Origin of the sequence: Rhizobium sp. CB3171, from assembly GCF_029714265.1 — a bacterium.
GTDB lineage: Bacteria > Pseudomonadota > Alphaproteobacteria > Rhizobiales > Rhizobiaceae > Rhizobium.
Genome location: NZ_CP121652.1, coordinates 1,186,406 through 1,208,125, shown reverse-complemented (window position 1 = coordinate 1,208,125; position 21,720 = coordinate 1,186,406). Strand labels below are relative to the sequence as shown.

Annotated in this window: 21 protein-coding genes and 1 tRNA gene; 4 read left to right on the top strand and 18 right to left on the bottom strand. The window is 59.9% G+C overall.

The features are described 5' to 3' along the window. Window positions 1–316: 316 nt before the first annotated feature. The 4 genes from tig to QA648_RS05985 all read right to left on the bottom strand — a co-directional run bounded on the left by tig (window position 317) and on the right by QA648_RS05985 (window position 4,088). Window positions 317–1,816: a trigger factor gene (gene tig / locus QA648_RS06000; RefSeq protein ID WP_283050213.1), complete on the bottom strand. Its 1,500-nt coding sequence runs from the start codon at window positions 1,814–1,816 to the stop codon at window positions 317–319. A 274-nt stretch (window positions 1,817–2,090) separates the two neighbouring features. Then, window positions 2,091–2,175: transfer RNA gene (locus QA648_RS05995), tRNA-Leu, on the bottom strand. Window positions 2,176–2,319: 144 nt separating this feature from the next. Then, window positions 2,320–2,937 carry a GDYXXLXY domain-containing protein gene (locus tag QA648_RS05990; RefSeq protein WP_283050211.1) on the bottom strand — a complete coding sequence of 206 codons (618 nt, stop codon included), beginning with the start codon at window positions 2,935–2,937 and terminating at the stop codon, window positions 2,320–2,322. Then, complete coding sequence (locus tag QA648_RS05985) at window positions 2,934–4,088, bottom strand: DUF2157 domain-containing protein (RefSeq protein WP_283050209.1); 1,155 nt, start codon at window positions 4,086–4,088, stop codon at window positions 2,934–2,936. Before QA648_RS05985 ends, QA648_RS05990 begins: the two co-directional genes overlap by 4 nt. A 907-nt stretch (window positions 4,089–4,995) precedes the next feature. On the opposite strand from QA648_RS05985, the gene QA648_RS05980 reads away from it, so the two are divergent. From QA648_RS05980 to trmFO, 3 genes are all read left to right on the top strand, one after another. After that, window positions 4,996–5,142: a DUF1127 domain-containing protein gene (locus QA648_RS05980; RefSeq protein ID WP_007690983.1), complete on the top strand. Its 147-nt coding sequence runs from the start codon at window positions 4,996–4,998 to the stop codon at window positions 5,140–5,142. 316 nt (window positions 5,143–5,458) lie between these two features. Then, window positions 5,459–5,602 (top strand): DUF1127 domain-containing protein, encoded by a 144-nt coding sequence (locus QA648_RS05975; RefSeq protein WP_065091553.1) that lies wholly within the window; start codon window positions 5,459–5,461, stop codon window positions 5,600–5,602. A 113-nt stretch (window positions 5,603–5,715) separates the two neighbouring features. Further along, on the top strand, window positions 5,716–7,152 hold the full coding sequence (gene trmFO / locus QA648_RS05970; protein ID WP_283050201.1) for a methylenetetrahydrofolate--tRNA-(uracil(54)-C(5))-methyltransferase (FADH(2)-oxidizing) TrmFO: 1,437 nt from the start codon (window positions 5,716–5,718) through the stop codon (window positions 7,150–7,152). 6 nt (window positions 7,153–7,158) lie between these two features. Here trmFO and QA648_RS05965 read toward each other — a convergent pair whose 3' ends face one another. The 5 genes from QA648_RS05965 to yajC form a co-directional block, all read right to left on the bottom strand. Continuing rightward, entirely contained in the window at window positions 7,159–7,620 is a 462-nt protein-coding gene (locus QA648_RS05965) for a hypothetical protein (RefSeq protein WP_283050199.1), read from the bottom strand. A gap of 75 nt (window positions 7,621–7,695) precedes the next feature. Continuing rightward, window positions 7,696–8,556, bottom strand: a complete 861-nt coding sequence (locus QA648_RS05960; RefSeq protein WP_283050197.1) for a phytoene/squalene synthase family protein — start codon at window positions 8,554–8,556, stop codon at window positions 7,696–7,698. A gap of 17 nt (window positions 8,557–8,573) precedes the next feature. Beyond that, complete coding sequence (locus tag QA648_RS05955) at window positions 8,574–8,960, bottom strand: Mth938-like domain-containing protein (protein ID WP_104822937.1); 387 nt, start codon at window positions 8,958–8,960, stop codon at window positions 8,574–8,576. A gap of 4 nt (window positions 8,961–8,964) precedes the next feature. Further along, a complete protein-coding gene (secDF, locus tag QA648_RS05950; RefSeq protein ID WP_283050195.1) occupies window positions 8,965–11,502 on the bottom strand; it encodes a protein translocase subunit SecDF in 2,538 nt (845 codons plus the stop codon). Window positions 11,503–11,668: 166 nt separating this feature from the next. Next, window positions 11,669–12,016: a preprotein translocase subunit YajC gene (gene yajC, locus QA648_RS05945; RefSeq protein ID WP_104822935.1), complete on the bottom strand. Its 348-nt coding sequence runs from the start codon at window positions 12,014–12,016 to the stop codon at window positions 11,669–11,671. Window positions 12,017–12,222: 206 nt separating this feature from the next. On the opposite strand from yajC, the gene QA648_RS05940 reads away from it, so the two are divergent. Continuing rightward, entirely contained in the window at window positions 12,223–13,095 is an 873-nt protein-coding gene (locus tag QA648_RS05940) for an ATP-binding protein (RefSeq protein ID WP_104822934.1), read from the top strand. Between the two features lie 165 nt (window positions 13,096–13,260). On the opposite strand, the gene QA648_RS05935 is transcribed toward QA648_RS05940, so the two are convergent. The 9 genes from QA648_RS05935 to QA648_RS05895 form a co-directional block, all read right to left on the bottom strand. Then, window positions 13,261–15,036, bottom strand: coding sequence for a peptidoglycan DD-metalloendopeptidase family protein (locus QA648_RS05935; RefSeq protein ID WP_283050193.1), 1,776 nt, complete (start codon window positions 15,034–15,036; stop codon window positions 13,261–13,263). A gap of 170 nt (window positions 15,037–15,206) precedes the next feature. Continuing rightward, complete coding sequence (locus tag QA648_RS05930) at window positions 15,207–15,860, bottom strand: protein-L-isoaspartate(D-aspartate) O-methyltransferase (RefSeq protein WP_104822932.1); 654 nt, start codon at window positions 15,858–15,860, stop codon at window positions 15,207–15,209. Next, complete coding sequence (surE, locus tag QA648_RS05925) at window positions 15,857–16,630, bottom strand: 5'/3'-nucleotidase SurE (RefSeq protein ID WP_104822931.1); 774 nt, start codon at window positions 16,628–16,630, stop codon at window positions 15,857–15,859. Before surE ends, QA648_RS05930 begins: the two co-directional genes overlap by 4 nt. Window positions 16,631–16,702: 72 nt before the next feature. Beyond that, window positions 16,703–17,986, bottom strand: a complete 1,284-nt coding sequence (gene serS, locus QA648_RS05920) for a serine--tRNA ligase (RefSeq protein ID WP_283050192.1) — start codon at window positions 17,984–17,986, stop codon at window positions 16,703–16,705. 100 nt (window positions 17,987–18,086) lie between these two features. Next, the gene (tatC, locus tag QA648_RS05915; RefSeq protein WP_104822929.1) at window positions 18,087–18,914 is read right to left on the bottom strand and encodes a twin-arginine translocase subunit TatC; all 828 of its coding nucleotides are present in this window, start codon (window positions 18,912–18,914) and stop codon (window positions 18,087–18,089) included. Further along, window positions 18,911–19,600: a Sec-independent protein translocase protein TatB gene (tatB, locus tag QA648_RS05910; RefSeq protein ID WP_283050188.1), complete on the bottom strand. Its 690-nt coding sequence runs from the start codon at window positions 19,598–19,600 to the stop codon at window positions 18,911–18,913. The genes tatC and tatB overlap by 4 nt, the downstream gene beginning before the upstream one ends. Window positions 19,601–19,655: 55 nt before the next feature. Further along, a complete protein-coding gene (locus QA648_RS05905; protein WP_104822927.1) occupies window positions 19,656–19,859 on the bottom strand; it encodes a twin-arginine translocase TatA/TatE family subunit in 204 nt (67 codons plus the stop codon). Window positions 19,860–20,094: 235 nt separating this feature from the next. Then, window positions 20,095–20,793: an SMC-Scp complex subunit ScpB gene (gene scpB / locus QA648_RS05900; protein WP_104825081.1), complete on the bottom strand. Its 699-nt coding sequence runs from the start codon at window positions 20,791–20,793 to the stop codon at window positions 20,095–20,097. Between the two features lie 40 nt (window positions 20,794–20,833). Further along, window positions 20,834–21,679, bottom strand: coding sequence for a ScpA family protein (locus QA648_RS05895; protein ID WP_104822926.1), 846 nt, complete (start codon window positions 21,677–21,679; stop codon window positions 20,834–20,836). Window positions 21,680–21,720 lie beyond the last annotated feature (41 nt).

The window sequence follows — 21,720 nt, the reverse complement described above, 5'->3', positions numbered from 1 at the left end:
AGTCCCTCTCCCCGCCTGCGAGGAGAGGGTTAGGGTGAGGGGCTTTCCGCGGGGACCGTCAATTGCGTGGCCCGAAATCTGAGATAACCCAACGTGCCCGTGTTCTGCGCCAATCGGACAATGACGCTGAAGCGTCTGACCTGCGCTTCGCGCCTGCTCCCAAATCCTAGATTTCAGTCTTCGCGGATAGTTTGTTGCCCCGCACCCCAGCCCCTCTCCCGTTTTGACGGGGAGAGGGAGTTTTTCCCTGATCTGCACAACAAAAAAGCCCCGCCGCGAACGGCAGGGCTGTGATCAGTTCCGGAGCAAATCCGAATTATTCGGCGCTGTCTTCAGCAGCCTTCTTCTTCGGAGCGGCCTTCTTCTTCGGAGCGGCGGCAACTTCTTCACCTTCGGCAGCGGCTTCGGTTGCTTCAGCCTTGGCAGCAGCCTTCTTCTTCGGAGCAGCCTTCTTGGCGGCCGGCTTGTCTTCCGTTTCAGCTTCGTCGTCAGCCAGCAGCGCTTCCTTGGAAACGGTCTTGTCGGTGACGTCGACTTCGGTCAGCAGGTGGTCGATGACCTTTTCTTCGAAGATCGGGGCACGCAGGTTGGCGGAAGCGCCGGGCGTGTTGCGGAAGAAGTTCAGGATTTCCTTTTCCTGGCCCGGGAACTGCTGGAGCTGCGCATAGAGCGCGCGCTGCATTTCGTCTTCGCTCACTTCGACGCCGGCCTTTTCGCCGATTTCGGAGAGAACGAGGCCAAGGCGGACACGGCGCTCGGCAAGCTTGCGATATTCTTCGCGTGCCTTTTCTTCGGTCGTGTCTTCGTCTTCGAAGGTCTTGCCCGATTCATCGAGATCGGTCTGGATCTGACGCCAGATGCTGGCGAATTCTGCTTCAACCAGCTTCTGAGGGGTGTCGAACTGGTACATCTCGTCGAGCTGGTCGAGGAGCTGACGCTTGACCTTCTGGCGGGTGACGGAGCCGTACTGGCTTTCGATCTGGCCGCGGACGATTTCCTTCAGGCGGTCGGCGGATTCGATGCCGAGCTTGGAGGCGAGTTCGTCGTTGATTTCGATATCGCCGGGAGCTGCGACTTCCTTCACCTTGATGTCGAAGGTGGCTTCCTTGCCGGCAAGGTTCTTGGCCGGGTAGTCGGCCGGGAACGTCACGGTAATGGTCTTTTCATCGTCCGCCTTGACGCCGACGAGCTGCTCTTCGAAGCCCGGGATGAAGCGGTTGGAGCCGAGGACGAGCTGAGCGTCTTCGTCCTTGCCGCCGTCGAAGGCTTCGCCGTCAACCTTGCCGAGGTAGTCGATGGTGACGCGGTCGCCGTTGGCCGCCTTGCCCTTCTTCGACTCGTAGCTGCGGGCGCTTTCAGCGATCTTCAGGATCTGCTCGGTAACTTCGTCCTCGCCGATTTCGGCGACTTCGCGGGTAACTTTGATGCCCTTGACCGACTTCAGCTCGATTGCCGGGATGACTTCATAAGAGAGCGTGAATTCGAAATCGGCCTGAGCGGCGAGGATCTTTTCAGCCTCGTCCTTGTCCTCGGTCATGGCAATTTCCGGCTGGGTTGCCGACTTTTCGCCGCGCTCGGTCAGGATTGCCGGGGGCTGATCACGAACGATCTCGTTGACGAGGTCGGCCATGATCGACTTGCCATAGACCTTCTTCAGATGCGCAACCGGCACCTTGCCCGGACGGAAACCGTTGATACGGACCTTGTCCTTGACCTCGGCCAGGCGCTCGTTCATGCGAACTTCCATGTCCTTGGCCGGGATGACCACCTTGATTTCGCGCTTCAGCCCTTCAGCGAGCGTTTCGATAACCTGCATTGTCCTACCTTCATTCATGGCGGCCGTGCCCAGACAGCCGTTCGTTTCGATGAGCACGACGCCGGAAAATCCCGAGCGTGGCTTGGATGCAATTCCTCATCATTTTGCTAGAGCGCCGCGCGTTCGAACGAATGCGCAAAGGTCGCTCTTCCTCTCGGAATCTAGGGCATCTTGTCCACTTTCCACTAGAAAGCGGGATGCTCTAGGCAAAATGGCGCGTCCACCGCGGGTCAGGAGACAGACCGTTAAGCCTCTCCCGTCCACAAGGCAGCCTTGGTGCGGGTAGAGAGACTTGAACTCCCACGCCTTGCGGCACCAGAACCTAAATCTGGCGTGTCTACCAATTTCACCATACCCGCGTTCCCAAAACCGCACGGCAATGCCTGCCCATGGGGCCTTCCGGAGCGCGGCGTCTCTATATCACCCGTTTTCAACCACGCAAAGGAAAAATGACGGTTCTACGACCGTCCATGAACCTTGTTTGGTTTTAGACGGAAACGCTGTCAGTAAAGGGGCTCTTCGTAGACGGGTTTGCCATCGAGAAGCAGGCTTCTGATATGCGCCGCGCCATCGGACGAAACGCGGGCGGCAATCGCGACGCGGTCGTGATTGCGCGCATCCTCGATGGTGCGACCGTCGCCTTCAGGCACATAATAGCGTTCGATACCGTAGGTGACCCAGATCGTCGCGTGCGACGGCGCACTATCGCTGTAAGCAAAATAGTCGAAAGGCAGGCTTTTGAGAACGACCGTGTCCGGTTTCGGCTCCAGTGCCCCGAAGGACGATTCGACGATGCCCCAATAGCCATCATCCTGCTTCTTAAGGCGGACGGACAAAATCTGGTTTTTCCGATTTTCCGTCGGAATCCCGCCGATCACGGTCGATACCGGCACCCGTGAAATATCGTAGTTCAGCGTCACATAGTCGCCGCGCAGCAAATCGCGCGGATCGATCGGGGCGGTTTTCAACAGAACCTCGACGCCGCTGCGCAGGCCCCAAGCCCGTTCGCCAACCATATAGCCGAGGATGGCTGTCTGAAGTACTGCGACAATGATAGCGGCAATCCACATGCGGCGGCTGACATTGCGTACAACGGTGCCTGGCTCGGCTGTCATCGTCATGCCCGCGCCCCCTGCCTGTCACTCTCAGCGGCGTCATGATGGGAAAATCGCCGCTCCAACCGGATGACCAGCCAGGCGGCGATCGCGACCAATACACCGCAGATCAGGAAGAATCCCGATGTGCCGATGATCGAACCGACCGTCTCGCCGGCGAGATAGAGGATTTCACCGGCAAAGACGACATAAGCGAGATAGCGCACAGCACCGTTATCGCGGCCGCTCAGAATGATGGCAACGATCGCACTTGCGAGCGTCGCGAAGGCGATCACGATGAGAGGCAGCTTGTTTGCAACCCATATATTATTCTCAAAAACCCCGTCGCTGATCTCTCCATGAATTGCGAAGAGACCGATGGCAGCAACGAGGAAGCTGTAGAAAGCCGGCGCTGCCCCGGCAGTTTGCGCGATCCGTGTCAAAGGCGAGATCGGAAGGCTGACGGCCAGGAAGGCAATCATGCCGGCGGTAGCAAGCAGGATAGCCGCATGCAGGCTCTCATACTGTGCGAAAATCCAAGTCAGCCAGCCGACAAGCATCAGATAGGCAAGATGCCGGGATCTTGGCGCATCGACGTATCGGACAAGGGCGATCAGCACGGCCGCCATAGCCGGCGGCGCCCAGGGCATGATGCCGTACCATGCGTCATAGTGCTCCCAAAGATAGAAGCCGCAAAAGCCCCAAGCGAGGAAGCCGGCAAGTGCCACCTGCCCGCTCGAGCGAAACAATACGGCAGCGACGGCGGCAACCGCGAACCAGACGATCATCATCGTCAGCTCGTCGCCGGATAGATTATACATCTGGCCGACAAGCGACATGGCGCCGCCGAAACTCATCGTACCGAGAATCAGCACCGCCGAGCCGAGAACCGGGTGGCCGCGGACGAATGAATAGGCGCCGCCAAGATAAAAGGCCCAGATCAGCGCTATAAGTCCAAAGAGCCTGACGATCCTTGGAATCGCCTCCCAATTCGAGGCGACGAACAACAGGATCGCGGCGCCAACCAACAGCGCCGCCATGACGGCGAGCACGCGGCCAAGGCTGAAGCTTGCCGGGCGGCTGTCATATTCATTGAGAATCGCTGCCGCTGCCGGCCCATCGACCAACCCCTTATTCACCCAGACCTTAAGATCACGCTCCAGCCTAGCCCGGTACATCGCGCGCCCCTGACAGCGATTCCAACATCCCTGAGTGTCTTATCACAAAATGGGTGCGATCGAGGTCGCTCTTTCGCGTTTCAAAACAGGCCGAGCTTCGCGCAAGGTCGCACCACGTTAATCCAGAGTTAAGGCTTACTTCGTACAATGGTCGTTTGCGGTATTGACGCATCTCAACGTATGCACATGAAGCATACCTCCTATGAAATTATTGCGCTGCACAAAAATCAAAAGTCATACTATTTTATGAGCATCGAAGGACGGCGTGGCGCGCCGCTTCGGCGAAAGCCGGAAAGAGCCTGAGGATGAATTCCTCATATAGAATTCGGAGCCGCACACTCCTCCTCCCAGTGCGCTCCGATGGATTGACGACACTCCTCCTCCCAGTCGTCAATCACCACAAATGACGCCCACCGCATCCTCCTCCCGCGGTGGGCGTTATTTTTTATCTCCCATTAAATCGGTTATTGCCCTACGAATCGGCGGAGATCGTTTGCGCGCCCCTTTTAGGCGGCTCAAGGATTTGGAAGAGCGCAAAGCATGCGGCAACGGGAATTTTCTCGTGCGCTCAATCTCTAGCGATCTACAATCCGTTACGGGCTCGCAGGATGATATGGATCCGACCGCGGATGGATAGCTTCCGGTCAATTGCTCATGTTTCGAGCTAAAGTTCGCGAATTCAACCAATTGCATGCCAAATGGCTGCTTTCGCGCAACTCCGTTATGCACAAAAAGCGGTCACCGCGTTAACCAAACATCCCCATTGGATTGCATCTTGCGCATAGGTGGCATGTAGCAATCGCTCTTTTTGATTTTCGCAGTGCAGCATATATTCGCATTCATCAGATCGAGGACGGAACCAATCGCGGAACCGACGAGATCTCCAAATCCTCGAAAGGGATATAAAATGAACCTGACCCGCTCTTTCAACAACTGGCGCAAGTACCGTCAGACCGTTACCGAACTCGGCCGCATGAGCACTCGCGAACTGCACGACCTCGGTATCGACCGTTCGGACATCCATCGCGTAGCTCGCGAAGCCACTGGCCGCTAACTAGCGGATTGGCTTCGCTAAATAGCGACAGCCTTCACAACGCCCGTTGCGGACAACCGCGGCGGGCGTTCTTTTTTGCGCGTCATTCGTGCACGCCGTTTGCCCTCGCAAGCAATCACTGCCACGTTTCAAGTCATACGCTCTAACATGTCATATAAAATTTGGGCAGTGATGGCTTTTTGGGCGTCATATTGCACAAATGCATAGCAGACGCTTTTTATTTGCACTGCAAAATATTCGTCCTCGCCCCTATATGAGTATCAAGCGCTGAGGCGGCAATCGTGCCGCTCGCAACTAGATGACTGAGGACAAGAAAATGAACCCGCTTCGTATTGCCAAGAACTGGATTAGCTATCGCCGCACCCTGAACGAGCTCGGCAACCTCTCCAGCCAGACCCTGTCGGATATCGGCGTTAGCCGCTACGAAATCCGCAACATCGCTTCCCGCTCTTTCCGTTAATCGCAACGGACTGAGTGGACTGCTTCAAAACGGCGCTCTTCGGCGCCGTTTTTGATTCCGGCTTACGCGTAAAGCAATTGGATCGCCGGCCTGCCCGTGGTAATGACGCGCGCATGACAAATACCAACTCCGTTTCTCCCATCCATGTCATCGGCGGCGGCCTTGCCGGCTCCGAAGCCGCTTGGCAGATCGCCAGCGCCGGCGTGCCCGTCATCCTGCATGAAATGCGTGGCGTACGCGGAACCGAGGCGCACAAGACCGACGGTCTGGCCGAACTCGTCTGCTCCAACTCCTTCCGCTCCGACGATGCGACCAGCAATGCGGTCGGTGTCATCCACGCGGAAATGCGCCTGGCCGGCTCGCTGATCATGGCTTGCGCCGATAAGCACCAGGTTCCCGCCGGCGGCGCGCTGGCGGTAGATCGCGATGGATTTTCGGAGGCGGTAACGCAGGCGATCGAAAACCACCCTCTGATCACAGTCGTTCGCGAGGAAGTCCAGGGCCTGCCCCCGAAGGAGTGGGGTCGGGCGATCATCGCCACCGGGCCTCTGACCGCGCCGGGGCTTGCCAGTGCCATCCAGGCAGAGACGGGCGCGGACGCACTTGCCTTTTTCGACGCCATCGCGCCGATCGTCTACCGCGACAGCATCAACATGGACATTTGCTGGCACCAATCCCGCTACGACAAGGTGGGACCGGGCGGCACGGGCAAGGACTACATCAACTGCCCGATGGACGAAGCCCAATATAACGCCTTCGTCGACGCGCTGATCGCCGGCGACGCCGTTGGTTTCAAGGAATGGGAAGGCACGCCCTATTTCGACGGCTGCCTGCCGATCGAGGTGATGGCCGAGCGCGGGCGCGAGACGCTACGCCACGGGCCGATGAAACCAATGGGCCTGACCAATGCCCATAACCCCGGCGTCAAGGCCTATGCGGTCGTACAGCTACGCCAGGACAATGCGCTCGGCACGCTCTACAACATGGTCGGCTTTCAGACGAAACTGAAATATGGCGCGCAGGCCGAGATTTTCCGGCTGATCCCAGGCCTGGAGAATGCCGAATTCGCACGGCTCGGCGGCCTGCATCGCAACACCTATATCAATTCGCCGACGCTGCTCGACCGCTCGCTCTCGCTGAAATCGCGGCCGGGCCTGCGTTTTGCCGGCCAGATCACCGGTTGTGAAGGTTATGTCGAAAGCGCCAGCATCGGTCTGCTGGCCGGTCGCTTCGCGGCAGCCGAGCACAGGGGCGAGTCGCCGTCCCTGCCGCCGGATACGACGGCGCTGGGCTCGCTGCTCAACCACATTACCGGCGGCCATATCGTTTCCGATGAAGAGCCGGGCAAACGCTCCTTCCAGCCGATGAATATCAATTTCGGGCTGTTTCCGGAATTGGAACCGGGTTCGATCGTCAAGCCGGAAGGCGTCAAGCGCTTCCGTGGCAAGGACAAGACGATCATGAAACGGCAACTGATCGCCAAGCGGGCACTGGCCGATTGCGCTGCGTGGCTGGGGGTTCAGGCGCCCGCGATCATCAAAAGTGCCTGAGCCTCTCTAGGCCTCTGCCGCCGGCTTGGTAGCCGAGGACTTGGAATCATCGCTCGCAACATAGTTGCCGAGCAGCCAGAGCGAGACCTCAGCCGCCTCCGCGGGCGTCGCGAATTCGAATGTGCCGTTATGGTGCGGAGCATCCAGGAAATCGATGGTCAAGCCACGACCGCTTCCCGAATCCTTGGCACGCGCCCTGCCCGGCTCGATCAGATGAACGGCAAAGTGATTGCGCAGGCTCCGCATGAAGCCGGCCTTGTCATCATGCAGGCGCACGAAAACCGCTTGGCCGTTGGCCGTGGTCTGCAATTGCCGGATGGCCTCCGTCGGAAAAGCGCGGCCGAACTCCAGAATGGCAAGACCGGTATCGTGCAGACCATCTTCCTTGTTTTGCGACGCCATGCGCGTTGCGAAGAAGGCAAAGAAAACGACGATCGCAAAGAGTATGCACCAGACGATGATGCCCATAGCGGCTCTCCTGGGATGCGGGCAAATATTCGGCAATCTCTATAAGCTCTGAGACTTGCGCGAACGTGGTCAGTTTCAGATTTTCCTGGTCACCGAGGCCAGAGCCATGCGCATCTGCCGGCGCCATTGCGGCTGCAGGAACGATCGATCGAACAGGTCGGCGCCCAGCGCCTGCGCGCGTTTCAGCACCGGCTCTGCCAAAACCACCGGCAGGAAAGCCGGAAATACCGCCGGCGAAATATTGCCGGCAGCTCTCGCCTTCGCCAGATGCTCGCGGCCGAGGCCGGCGAAAGCTTCGATGGCGGCAGAAATGCGTGCCTTGTCCTCGCCAGCGAGAAAAGCATCTCGATCGAGACCGGTTGCCGTCAAGATTTCCAGCGGTAGATAGAGCTGTCCGCGATGGCGGTGCAGCGGCATCAGCAACAGCAGCCCGGCAATCGCCTGTGCCACGCCGGCATGGCCGGCAGCGTCGGCCGAGCGGCGGGCATCCTCCGGCGACAGCACGAGGCTCGCAAGCTGGATCAGCGCCGACGCCGTCTCGCCGGCATAGCCTTCCAGCGTGCCGCGCGTTTCCATCGGATCATCGTAGAGATCGAAGATGCGCGCATCGATCATATCGATCAGCGTTTGACGCGGCAGGCGATGCAGCTCGCTCGCGGCGAGCAGCTCGGCAGCCACGGGATTGGCCGCGCTCGACCCATGCGCCTGTCCCTCGAGCAGATCGCGCCAATATTGCATGCGCACTTCGCCCGGCAATGGCTCGTGGACCAAATCGCGGATGCGCGCCAGCTCCGCATTGAAGGCGTAGAGTGCGGCGAGAGCGCCGCGCTTATCCTCCGGCGCCAGAAGACAGGCAAGATAGCGGTCGCGATCGGTGTCGCGAAGCGTCGCCAGGCAAAGATCCTGGTTGCTACGGGGCGCAGCTAATGTCGTCATGCCCTGCCAGATCCTCGTCAAACGGCGATCAGCGCCGCGGCAACGGCGCGCGACTCGGCCAGCATGATGTTGAATGTGCGCACCGCCGCTCCCGTATTCATCGAATCGGAAGAAATCTGCCTGGCGCGGAAAGCCGCCCTCAGCTCCGATGGCAAAGGCCGCAGTTCCAGGCCGGTGCCGACCAACAACACCTCGATCTCGGCAGCCTCATCGAGCACTTTCTGGAAATGCGCCGGCGTCAACGCATCCTCCAGCGTCATGTCCCAGCCGTAAATGCCGGAGGGCAGGCAGAGCAGCGAGCCGCGATGCGACATGTCGGCAAATCGAAAACCGCCATTGCCATAAGCGTCGATCGGTGCGCGACCGGGAAAATGCGCGTTCCGTATTTCTATGCCTTTTGCCACTCTGTCACACCGCTGGTTTGCCTGATTGAACGTCGCCGCCTGCCTGTCCCTTGTTTTCGCCGCCAGCCTGGAATCTATCCGGGCGTAGCTTGAAGACGATCAGGACCGGGGCCGCAATATAGATCGAAGAGAAAGTGCCGACCGCGACGCCGAAGAGCAAGACGAAGGTGAAGGAGCGGATCACCTCGCCGCCGAATATACAGAGCGCGAGCAGCGCCAGCAAAGTCGTCGCCGAGGTCAGAACCGTGCGCGACAGCGTCTGATTAATGGAGGCATCAATCAGAATCGGCAACGGCATCTGCGAATAGCGTCTGAGATTCTCGCGCATCCGGTCATAGACGACGACGGTATCGTTCAGCGAATAGCCGACGATGGTCAAAAGTGCCGCAATGCCCGTCATGTTGAATTCCATGCCGGTCAGCACGAAGAGGCCCAGCGTCAGGATGACGTCATGCAGCGTGGCGACAATCGCGCCAACGGCAAACTGCCACTCGAAACGAAGCCAGATATAGATGAGGATCGCAGCCAGCGCCGCGAGAACCGCAAGCGACGCCGTCGCGCTGATTTCGCCGGAAACGGCAGGGCCGACGACCTCGACACGGGAGAAGTCGTATTCCCTGCCTAGTTCGTCGCGCACGAGGGTCACGGCGGATTGTTCGGCGTTCTCGCCACCCTGCTGCGCATGCACTCGGATCACCGCACTTAGCCGATCGTCGAGCCGCTCGACCTGTACATCGCCCGGAACGACGTCCTGCAGACGCGATTGAATATTGGCCGGATCGACAACGCCCTGCTTGGCGCGAACTTCGATGATCGACCCGCCGGTAAAATCGATACCGAGATGCATGCCGATCGTTGCGAAGGCAAGCAGGGTTGCGACCGAAAGCGCCGCCGACACCGTAAACGAATAGCGGCGGATACCCATGAAGCGAATATTGGCGCCGTCGAAGATGCCGCTTCGCACACCCGCCAGCAGCACGCGCGGCTTGCGATGCGAAATCCAGGCGTCGACGAGCGAACGCGTCACGAAGCAAGCGGTAAAGAAGGTGGTGAAAACGCCCGCTATCAATGTCGCGGCAAAGCCGCGCACCGCGCCGCTGCTGACGTAAAAGAGGATGGCCGCGACGATGAGCAGCGTGAGGTTGGCATCGGCTACGGTGGCAGCGGCTCGGTTGAAGCCGTGGCGCAACGCGTCGACGAGAAGATGGGTCTTCTTTTCTTCTTCCCGGACGCGCTCGTAGATCAACACATTGGCATCGAGCGCGATACCGATGATGAGAACGATGGCGGCAATCCCGGGTAGGGTCAGCGTGATGCCGAACAGCCCCATGATTGCCAGAACCATGATGATGTTGATGACAAGCGCAATCGTCGCCGCGACACCGAGCAGTCCGTAGAAGCCGATCATCAGCGCGGCAACGAAAATGGCGGCGACAATGCAGGCGGTTATGCCCGAGCGCATGGTTTCATTGCCCAAGCCGGGCTTGATGGTCCGCTCTTCGACCGTCGTCAGCGTTGCGGGCAACGGCCCGGACTTCAGCATGACGGCGAGATCCTGCGCGCCCTGCGCCGTGAAATCACCGGGTATATCGATATCGCCGGTGGTGATTGCGGTCTTCAAGGCGGCCGCCGAGATGACCTGGTCGTCAAGCACGACCACGACATTCTTGCCGAGATTGGCAGCCGTCGTCTGTGCAAAACGGGTGGTCGCTTCGGCCGTCAGTTTGACGGAAATATTGCCGTTATTGTTCTGGGTGTTGGACACCGCCACAGCATCGGCAAAGTCGATGTTGGAGAGGAGAGGCTGCTTCTGGACGAGATAGCCAACTGGAGGGTCATCTTCGGAAAACAGCACTTCCGAACCGGCGGGCGGGCGGCCATTGATGGCATCCTGCACCGGCATGGATTGATCGATCAGACGGAAGCTGAGCTGGGCTGGCTGGTTCAGGAGGTTCTTCAGGCGCTGCGGATCGGCAAGGCCCGGCACCTGAATGACGACACGATCCGCGCCTTGCCGGCGGATCAGTGGCTCACCGACGTCCAACTGAGCGATACGATTGCGGATGACTTTCAGCGAGCGCGTCATCGATGCAGAGACACGCTCATCGATGCCGGCATCGGTAATATCGACGGTCAGGGCACCATTGTCGCCCTGCGACAAGACCGCTCCCGTCTTGCCGCTGGTGATCGGCTTCAAGGCAGTTACAGCAGCCTGCACCTGCGCGGGATCGTTGATGCGGAGCTGGATCTTCTGGCCAGTGCCGGTAAGACCGGAATAGCTGATATTGACCGTGCGCAGCCTGGCGCTGATATCGCCAACAACAGTCTCCAGCCGATCCCGGACGACATCGCCACGCTCGATTTTGAGCATGATATGTGAACCGCCCTCAAGATCGAGCCCGAGTCCGACTTTGCTTCGCGCAAACCAGGCCGGAAAAGAGGAGAGCTGCTGATCGCTGAGCAGATTGGGCACGGCAAGGAGAACGCTCAAGAGAACGGCGAACCAGATCAGGACGGTCTTCCACCAGGAGACGTGCAGCATCGCTCTCTCGAGTTTTGGCTTCTCACTGCGCCCCCACACTCACCGGGACACGCAAAGGCGCAGTAACACTTTGAATTTGCGCACAGTTCTCTTCGAAAGTCGAATCCGATTTTCGAAACTGCACGCTGGCGTGGCAAGCTGCTCGGCCCCACCTGCCCGTCAAACCTTACGCAGCGTCAGCCTTGACCGGCTCGCCCTTGACGCGGACTTCCGTGATGGCGCTGCGCACAACGCGGATGCGGACGCCTTCGGCGATTTCGACTTCCAGTTCCTTGTCGTCGACGACCTTGGTGACCTTGCCGACGATGCCGCTCGTGACGATCTGGTCGCCGCGGCGGATATTCTTCAGGACTTCCTCACGCTTCTTCGCCTGTGCGCGTTGCGGGCGGATAAGAAGGAAATACCAAACCACCATCAGCGGCACAAACAGGATGATCATTTCAAAGCCGGAACCGCCAAAGGCGCTTGCGGCTGAATCTGTCGCGCTCTGCGCATATGCGTTGGTGATAAACATCGAGAACTCCCTTGAACTCCTTGCGGGAACGGGCCCCGCGTCAGGTGGCCGGAATATAGTTGTGATCATCGCGAATGCAACAAAAACAGCCGCGGACCGTACTGTTTTCCAGGCCTCTTAGCCTTTCGGGCCCGAAAGGAGCATGGTACCCGCCAAGACAGGGAGCATTTTACTCCTTTCCCGACTAACGTTCTGGAGGAAAAACGGTGACCGAAGATCAAAACACGCTGATCCTTGCGGAAGTCCGCCGCCTCGCCGACGCGCTTGAACGCCTCGCCGGCCCGGCACCGGCCGTCAACGATTGGGACGCTGCCGATTGCTTCGTCTGGGCCCCTACCCGGCTCTATCTGCAGCCCGTTGCCCGGCCGAACCGCGTGGCGCTGACCCTCATCCGGGGCGTCGACCATGTGCGCGACATTTTACACGAAAATACGCTGCGCTTCACCGAAGGCTTCGCCGCCAACAATGTCTTGCTCTGGGGTGCGCGCGGCATGGGCAAGTCGTCGCTCGTCAAGGCCGTGCATGAGGATGTGCGCCGCGCCACCGGCGTCTCGCTGAAGCTGGTCGAAGTGCATCGAGAGGATATTTCCTCCTTGCCGGTACTGCTCGATATCCTGAAAGCCACGCCGCATCGGGTCATCGTCTTCTGCGACGACCTTTCCTTCGATCACGACGACACCGCCTACAAATCGCTGAAGGCGGCGCTGGACGGCGGTGTCGAAGGCCGGCCGGACAATGTGCTGTTCTACGCCACATCGAACCGCCGCCACCTGCTGCCGCGGCATATGATGGAAAACGAGCAATCGACGGCCATCAACCCTTCGGAAGCGGTGGAGGAAAAGGTATCGCTCTCCGACCGTTTCGGTCTCTGGCTCGGCTTCCACAAGTGCAGTCAGGAAGATTATCTGCAGATGATCGACGGCTATGCCGATTATTTCAAACTCACGCTCGATCGTGCCCAGATGCATCACGAGGCGCTGGAATGGGCAACGACACGCGGCGCCCGCTCCGGACGAGTGGCATGGCAATATATCCAGGATCTTGCCGGTCGGCAGCGGATCGTGCTGGAGCGGGATTGACCATCGCCTTCCAAATCATGTCGCGCAGCGGCCGTGCGACAACGACATGCGCAAAATTAAGAACCTAAAGCGCAAAGAGCGGATCCCAGAGATCGCGATGCGCTTTAGAACGACAAAAAGCCCGGTGGTAGCCGGGCTTTTTGCAGACTCCTTGAGACGCACTACCTATTCAAGGAACGTCATTGGGTTGACCGGGGCCGAATTCTTGCGGACTTCGAAGTGAAGCTGCGGCTGCTTGACGTCACCGCTCATGCCGGACGTGGCGAGCGTCTGGCCGCGCTGAACCTTCTGGCCACGGGCGACGCTAAGTGCATCGGCATGGCCGTAGACCGTGACCGTGCCGTCGTCGTGACGGACGAGAACGGTGTTTCCGAGTTCCTTCAGGCCATTGCCGGCATAGATGACGACGCCGTTTTCAGCGGCCTTGATCGGGGTGCCTTCCGGAACCGAGATGTCGATACCGTCGTTGCGGCTGCCGTTGACGTTCGAGCCATAGCCGGCAATGACCGCGCCGCGGACCGGCCAGCGATATTTGCCGATCCCTGTCGCTTCCGGTGCGTCAGCCTGCACGTCGGCCTTGGCGGCGGCATCGCCGACGGACTGGCTCGGCGCCGCGGCCGCGACAGCCTGGGGCTTGGCCGTATCGGCGGCCGGCGCTGCGGCGACGGCCTTAGGCGCTGCCTTTGCTGCCGGCTCTGCGGCGGCAGTCTTAGTCGCGGCGGCTTTCGCAGCCGGTTTTACGGTCGGCTCAGCAGCCGCCTGCTTCGGCTCCATGGCCGGCACTGCAACAGACTTCACTGCGGACTTTTGCGGCTCGATCGAGGCGGTTTTTACCGGATCGGGCTTCACCGGTTCGGCCTCGGCAACTGCACCATGCGGCAGCTTCAGCGTCTGGCCGATGCGGACGCCGCCGCCCGACTGAATATGGTTTGCCTGCTTGAGCGCATCGACGCTGACGCCGGCGTTTTTCGCGATCCTGGCAAGCGAGTCACCCGGCTTGACGACATAGGTGCCATCGCCCTTCGGCTGCGGACCCTTGCCGTTGCCGGCAGCGAGCTTGCTGGGATCGGCGAGGCCGGCCTGCGACTTGCCACGCATCTGACCGTTGGATGGCAGCACGACAGCGTCCTGCTCCGGAGCCTTGACCGGCGCCGGCATCTTGCCGCCCTTGGAAAGGTCGGTCGCTTCCGAGGCCACTTTGGCCGGGCTCGGAGCGCCGGCGCCGTTCATGGTCGGGATGATGATTTGCTGGCCCGGCTGAGCACTGGCGCTGTTCTTCAGGCCATTGGCACGCAGGATTTCTTTTTCCGGAACGCCGTAGCGACGCGACAGCAGGCTTATGTTCTCGCCGGGACGCAGCGTGACGCTTGGCGCGTTGACTGCCGTCCAGCCGGAAGAAGGCGCTGCAGCCGTCGGCGCCTTGATCGTGCCGGTCGACATCGTATCCGGAGCCAGAGCCGGCTCTGCGCGGGACACCGCAGCTTTGCCACGCGATGCGGGGAACGGCTGGGCGAGCGCTTCGCTTTCTCCCCTGGAGGCGACATGCGAGCGAACCGGCGCTGCGGAAGCAGTCGGCGCTGCAAGCTCGGTCCGCTGGATCGCGACGGGAGCGCTTGATACGCGAGCACTCGAATAGGATGGATTATAACGGGCCGGAGAATTCGGATAGGGCCTCGTCACCGGTGCGTTCTGCTGCGAATAATCCTGCTGCTGATAACCGCCGCCCTGGGCGAGATCGGCACGCGGCACGGGATCGCCATCTGCCCCATTCAAGCCGCGACGATTGATCGAGCCGGTCGTCGTCTGATCCGGAGAGCCCGCAAAGAGCCCGCCGAAGCGCGTCGTGTCCGAACTACAAGCTGTCGCGGTACTCGCCAGGAGAACGGCCACCAAGACTTTCCCTGCCGATTTACCGAAGTTTGACGAAAGACTGAAACCCATGACTCGACCCACTTGAGACGCAACCGATTATGGGTCGATTAAAGCGCGTTAATCTTACCATGCGGTTAAAGCACTGGCGTCACATGTGTTTTTTTGAGGAATTGCTAACCATAGAAGATGAAACCCCGCGTTCGCGGGATACCCCCAAGGATTTCAATCTAAATTAGGCCTCAAAGATAAGAGGCGAGCATCGGCACGATCGGCTGATAAGGAACATCGAAGAGTTCCTCGCGCTCGAAGCGACTGCCGGTCTTGGTGAGACGCACCATGCGGCAGACATTGTCTGAAAGTATCAACGGCGCAATCATCGACCCGCCGGAAACCAATTGCTCGGCAAAGAAGCGCGGCATGGTGGTGAAGGCGGAGGTCACCAGGATGCGATCGAAAGTCCCCTCGCCCGGCAAACCGACGCTGCCGTCAGCCTGGCGGATGATGACATTGCGCAGGCCGAGCGTATCCATGCGCTGCTGCGCTGCCGTCGTCAGCGTCTTGTAGCGATCGACCGTCAGCACCCGCTCGACAATGCGGCCCATGACGGCAGCAGTGAAGCCGCTGCCGGTTCCGATTTCGAGAACGCGATGGCCTGGCTTGATCTTCAGGCTATGCAGAATGCGGACGACGAGATCGATGCCTTCCATGAAGGCACCGCATTCGATCGGGATCGTTCGGCTGGAATAGGCATCATCGGCAAATTGCAGCGGCACGAAGGGTAGGCGCGGCGTCTGTTCGACGGCCGTCATCAGATCGATGTCCAATATGCCTTCGGCCCGCAGCCGCAGCACGACGGCTGCAAAGCCTTCCTTCTCGACCAGACGAGATGTCAATCCGCTACTCCGTACCCGAGCGCCCGCGCCACGCGGTCTTGCGCCGAATAATCCGTTAAATCGAGTTTCAAAGGAGTTACCGAAATACGATTTTGTTTCAAGGCATGGATATCGGTGCCGGGGCGAAAGATGCCGCTGCGTTCGCCGAAGCGCAACCAGTAATATGGGAAACCACGACCATCGGCCCGTTCCTCGACCTGGAGATTGAAGGCGAGATTGCCCTGCGCGGTGACTTCTGTGCCCGAGACTTCGTCCGGTTGGCAGTTCGGGAAGTTCAAGTTGAGAAAGGTGCCGTCGGGCATGTCGACATCGATAAGCTTGCTGAGAAGCGCGGGCGCATGCGCCTCCACCACCTCCCAGGGAACGACGCGTGTCCCGTTCTCATGCACATAGGCTTGGCTCAGCGCGATGGAGCGAACGCCCTGCAGCGTACCCTCGATCGCGCCGGCGATCGTGCCCGAATAGGTGACATCGTCGGCAACGTTGGAGCCGGAATTGACGCCTGAGAGCACCAAGTCCGGCTTGATGTCCATGACCTGGCGGATGCCCATGATGACGCAATCGGTCGGCGTGCCGCGAAGCGCATAGTGCTTGTCAGAGACTTTGCGCAGACGCAACGGTTCGGAAAGGCTCAGCGAATGGGCAAGGCCGCTCTGATCCGTCTCCGGCGCCACGATCCAGACGTCATCGGACATGGTGCGGGCGATGCGCTCCAACACGGCCAGTCCTTCGGCATGAATGCCGTCGTCATTGGTCAGAAGTATCCGCATTGCCCCCACCGCTCAAAAACATGATCCCGAATAGCGCGAAGCGGTTTTCGGACAAAATCATGTCCTGTCAAATCAGGCTGCCCGCTCGATTCTCTTCAGACCACCCATATATGGCAGCAGTGCGTCCGGAACAGTGACTGAGCCGTCGTCATTCAGATAATTCTCGACAACGGCGATCAGGCAGCGGCCGACGGCAGTGCCGGAGCCGTTCAGCGTGTGGACGAACTTCGTCGCCTTATCGTCCTTGCCGCGATAGCGGGCATTCATGCGCCGCGCCTGGAAATCGCCACAGACCGAGCAGGAGGAGATTTCGCGATAGGTGTCCTGCCCCGGCAGCCATACTTCCAGGTCGTAGGTCTTGCGGGCGCCGAAGCCCATGTCGCCGGTCGACAGCGTCATGACACGATAATGCAGGCCAAGACGCTTCAGCACTTCCTCGGCGCAGGCGGTCATCCGCTCGTGCTCGGCAATCGAGCTTTCTGCGTCGGTGATGGAAACGAGTTCGCATTTCCAGAACTGGTGCTGGCGCAGCATGCCGCGCGTATCACGACCAGCCGAGCCCGCTTCCGACCGGAAAGACGGCGTCAGCGCCGTGAAGCGCAGCGGCAGCTTCTCCTGATCGAGGATTTCACCGGAGACGAGGTTGGTCAGCGTTACTTCGGCAGTCGGGATCAGCCAGCGGCCATCCGTGGTCTTGAACAGGTCCTCGGCGAATTTCGGCAATTGGCCGGTGCCGAACATGGCCTCGTCGCGCACCATCAGCGGAGAGCTGACTTCGGTATAGCCGTGTTCACCTGTATGAAGGTCCAGCATGAATTGGCCGAGCGCCCGTTCCAGGCGCGCAAGCTGCGAGGTCAGCACGGTAAAACGCGAGCCGGAGAGCTTGGCAGCGCGCTCGAAATCCATGTAGCCGAGTGCTTCGCCGATCTCGTAGTGCTCCTTCGGCGGATGGTTCCAAGTCGGCTTGGCGCCCCAGGCATGCTTGACGACATTGTCGTGCTCATCCTTGCCAACCGGCACGTCGTCGAGCGGAATATTGGGAATGCGCGACAGGGCGTCGTTGAGCTCGGCCGTCAGCACGCGCTCCTCTTCTTCCGCGGCCGGCAGCGACGTTTTGATCTCGGCGACTTCCGCCTTCAGCTTCTCGGCAAGCTCGGTGTTCTTCTGCGCCATGGCCGCGCCGATTTCCTTCGAAGCGGCGTTGCGGCGAGACTGCATATCCTGGACGGATTGGATGACGGAGCGGCGCTTCTCGTCGAGCGCAATGAGGCTTTGCGACAAAGGCTCGGCTCCGCGCTTAGCAAGCGCTGCATCCAAAGCCTCGGCATTCTCACGAATCCATCTGATATCAAGCATCGTCGTTCCAGGTCGTTGCACAAGATGATGACTCCGCCCGAGATTTCGGACGGAGATTAAACCGGCAGAACCTTATGGAAAGACGATGCGGACCTGCCGCTCAGACGCTATCCGTCTTGGCGACATCGGACGTCTCGTCACTCTCCTCGAGCGCTTGCCGGGCACGCTGGCGTTCCACGAGTCGCGCCGCGTAGATGGAAATCTCGTAGAGAAGGATCGTCGGCAGTGCAAGGCCGATCTGGGACATCGGATCCGGCGGCGTCAGCACGGCGGCGACGATGAAGGCGAAGACGATCGCGAACTTGCGCTTTTGCGCCAGCCAAGCCGATGTCAGCAGGCCGACGCGCGCCAGCAGCGTAGTGATGACCGGAAGCTGGAAGACGAGACCGAAGGAGAAGACCAGCGTCATGATGAGGCTGAGATATTCCGAGACCTTCGGCAGCAGCGCAATGCCCACCTGACCATCGGCCGGCGCCTGCTGCATCTTCAGGAAGAACCACATCACCATGGGCGTGAAGAAGAAGTAGACGAGTGCGGCGCCCATCAAAAACAGAATCGGCGATGCGATCAGGAACGGCAGGAAAGCAGAACGCTCGTTCTTGTAGAGCCCGGGCGCGACGAATTTATAGACCTGTGCAGCGATGATCGGGAAAGAGATCACCAGCGCACCGAACATGGCGACCTTCACCTGCGTGAAGAAAAACTCCTGCGGTGCGGTATAGATCAGCTCGGCCTTGGTAACATCGAGATGCGCCCAGACGACAGCCCATTTGTATGGGTAGACCAGATAGTTGAAGAGGTGCTTGGCAAAGGCGAAACAGCCGATGAAGGCAATGAAAAACGCCACCAGCGACCAGATCAGCCGCGTGCGCAATTCCATGAGGTGTTCGATAAGCGGCTGCGGCTTATCGTCGATGTCACCCGTCATGCCTCGTCCTTCTTCTTAGGCGTTGTTTTGCTCGCTGCAGGGCGCTTCCTGGGAGAGGCCGCGGCGGCTGGAGCATCGGCCGTGGCCGCTGCAACCTTGCGGGGCGCCCGCTTCGGCTTTTCCGCGACAACCGACGTATCGACCAGCGCAGCAGCGACCTCGTCCGTCTTGCCCGGTGCTTTTGCCCGAGGCTTGCGAATAGCTTTCGGCTTAGCAGGCGCTTCCCCAGCAACGGCGGCCGGCTGCGGCATAAGCGGCGCGGACGATACGGCCGGTGCGGCCTCGCTAGCTGCCGGAACGATTGGAGACATTTCCGGCAGCCCCATGGACGGCTCGGACACTGGTTCGGCCGGCGTCGATGTTGCCGCGACGGGCTGATCGGCGGTCGTCGAACGCTGCAAGTCGGCCTTGATCTCGTTGCCCATCTGCCGCAGCGGGTTCATTGCTTCTCGCAATGAATTGATCGGATTGAGCTTTTGCGCATCGGAGATCGTCTGGCGCACATCGTCCAGCTCCGCCTCGCGCATGGCCTCATCGAATTGCGCGCGGAACTCGCCCGCCACTTTTCGGGCCCGCGCCGTCATTTTGCCGATTGTCCGCAACGTTGCCGGCAGTTCCTTAGGGCCAATGACCACAAGCGCCACGACGGCGATAACCAGCAGCTCAGACCAGCCTACGTCGAACATGAAAAGGCTCCTGGGCCGACAGCGAGCGTCTCAACTCCCTGCGCACCCGACATGATTATTTCGATTCGTCGGCCTTGTGTTCAACCGTGCGGGACGCTGTCGTCTGAGACGGCGTCTCATCCTCGTCGCTCATGCCTTTTTTGAAGCTCTTGATGCCCTTGGCAACGTCACCCATCAGCTCCGGGATCTTTCCACGGCCGAACAACAACAGCGCGATGGCCAGGACGATAAGCCAGTGCCATATGCTTAGAGAACCCATTGCGATAACTCCCAATTTCAACGTCTTCCCGATGTAAGACGTTTACGGACGTTTTTCAAACACCAAAATGTGCTGCACCGGCACACTTGGGGATAGCGAGCGCCAAAGCCGCAGTCGAACATCTCCAAATGAGGAGAACGGCCTACATATTAGAAGCCGCTAATGGCAAAACCGAGACTTGCTGTCACTGTCTGGAAAAAAGCTTTGCGCGGCCAATCGGCCTGCAACGACCCGCTTATTCGTCCGAAGCGCCGCCTGGCGCCAGAAGGCCGAGTTCCTCCAGATCCAGTTGCGTGATCGGATCTTCGTCCTCGGTCAATTCGTCGCTCATCAGTGGCGACGGAATGTTGAAGTTGGCGGGAATACGGCCCGAAAGCAGCCCTGCCCCCTTCAATTCCTCGAGACCGGGAAGGTCTCGCAGCTCTTCCAGCCCGAAATGATCGAGAAAATCCCGCGTCGTACCCAGCGTCACCGGACGGCCGGGGGTGCGCCGGCGACCGCGAAACCGAACCCAGCCGGATTCCATCAGGACGTCCAACGTCCCCTTGGAGGTCTGCACGCCTCTGATATCTTCAATCTCGGCGCGCGTCACCGGCTGGTGATAGGCAATGATGGCCAGGACTTCGAGTGCTGCACGCGACAGTTTTCGCACCTCGTTGTCATCGCGGCGAATTACGAAGGAAAGATCGGCGGCCGTGCGAAAAGCCCAGGCGCCGTCGACCTGTATCAGATTGACGCCACGCGTCGCATAATCGGCCTTCAGACGCTGCATGATGGAGCGCACATCGATGCCGCGGGGAACGCGATCGGCGATAAAACCTTCGGACACCGGCTGAGCGGAGGCGAAGACCAAGGCCTCGGCGATGCGTTCGGCCTCGCGGATGAGGTGTTCGTCGACGGCCGGCTCTGTCGGCGCAGCCGCTTCATCGTCCATATGGTGGTCGTCGTCCGGGCCGGTCACGCTCACTCCTGCTCTATTCCGCCGCTTCGAGTTCTATATGGTTCGGCCCGCGACGCATATAGAGCGGCTGAAACGCGCCCTCCTGGCGGATTTCCAGCTTGCCCTCGCGCACGAGTTCCAGCGAGGCGGCAAAGGCGCTGGCGATGGCGGTGACACGCTCGCTCGCGCTGGTCATATAGCGCAGCAGATAGTGTTCCAGGGCCGTCCAGTCGGTGATCTCGCCGATCATACGGTTGAGAATCGTCCGGGCGTCGACCAGCGACCAAACGCGGCGACGCTCGATCGTTACCTGCGTGATCGCCTGGCGCTGACGCAGGCCGGCATAGGCAGTCAAGAGATCATAGAGGCTTGCGTCATAGGCCGATTGGCGCCGGTCGGGAATATGTTCGGGCGCGCCGCGGACGAAGACGTCGCGGCCGAGACGATTGCGGTTGACGAGGCCGGTCGCTGCGTCCCGCATGGCTTCCAGACGCTTCAGCCGGAAGGCAAGCGTTGCGGCCATTTCCTCGCCGGTCGGACCGTCTTCCTTGCTCTGCTGCGGGATGAGTAGCTTCGACTTAAGATAGGCGAGCCAGGCGGCCATGACTAGGTAATCGGCGGCAAGCTCGATACGGATCCGGCGGGCACGCTCAATGAACAACAAATATTGCTCGGCGAGCGCCAGCACGGAGATACGCGACAGATCGACTTTCTGGTTGCGGGCAAGATGCAGCAGAAGGTCGAGCGGGCCTTCGAAACCGGCGATGTCGACGACCAGGGCAGGCTCATGCATGCCGCGCTCGGCACTATTGTCTTGCCACAGTTTATCCATCGGCGCCGCCGCCTGCAGGCTGTTCTCCGTGCCGTCCACCTTGTTCACCTTTCAGATCCCTACTGCATAATTCCTTAAATCGGTACCGA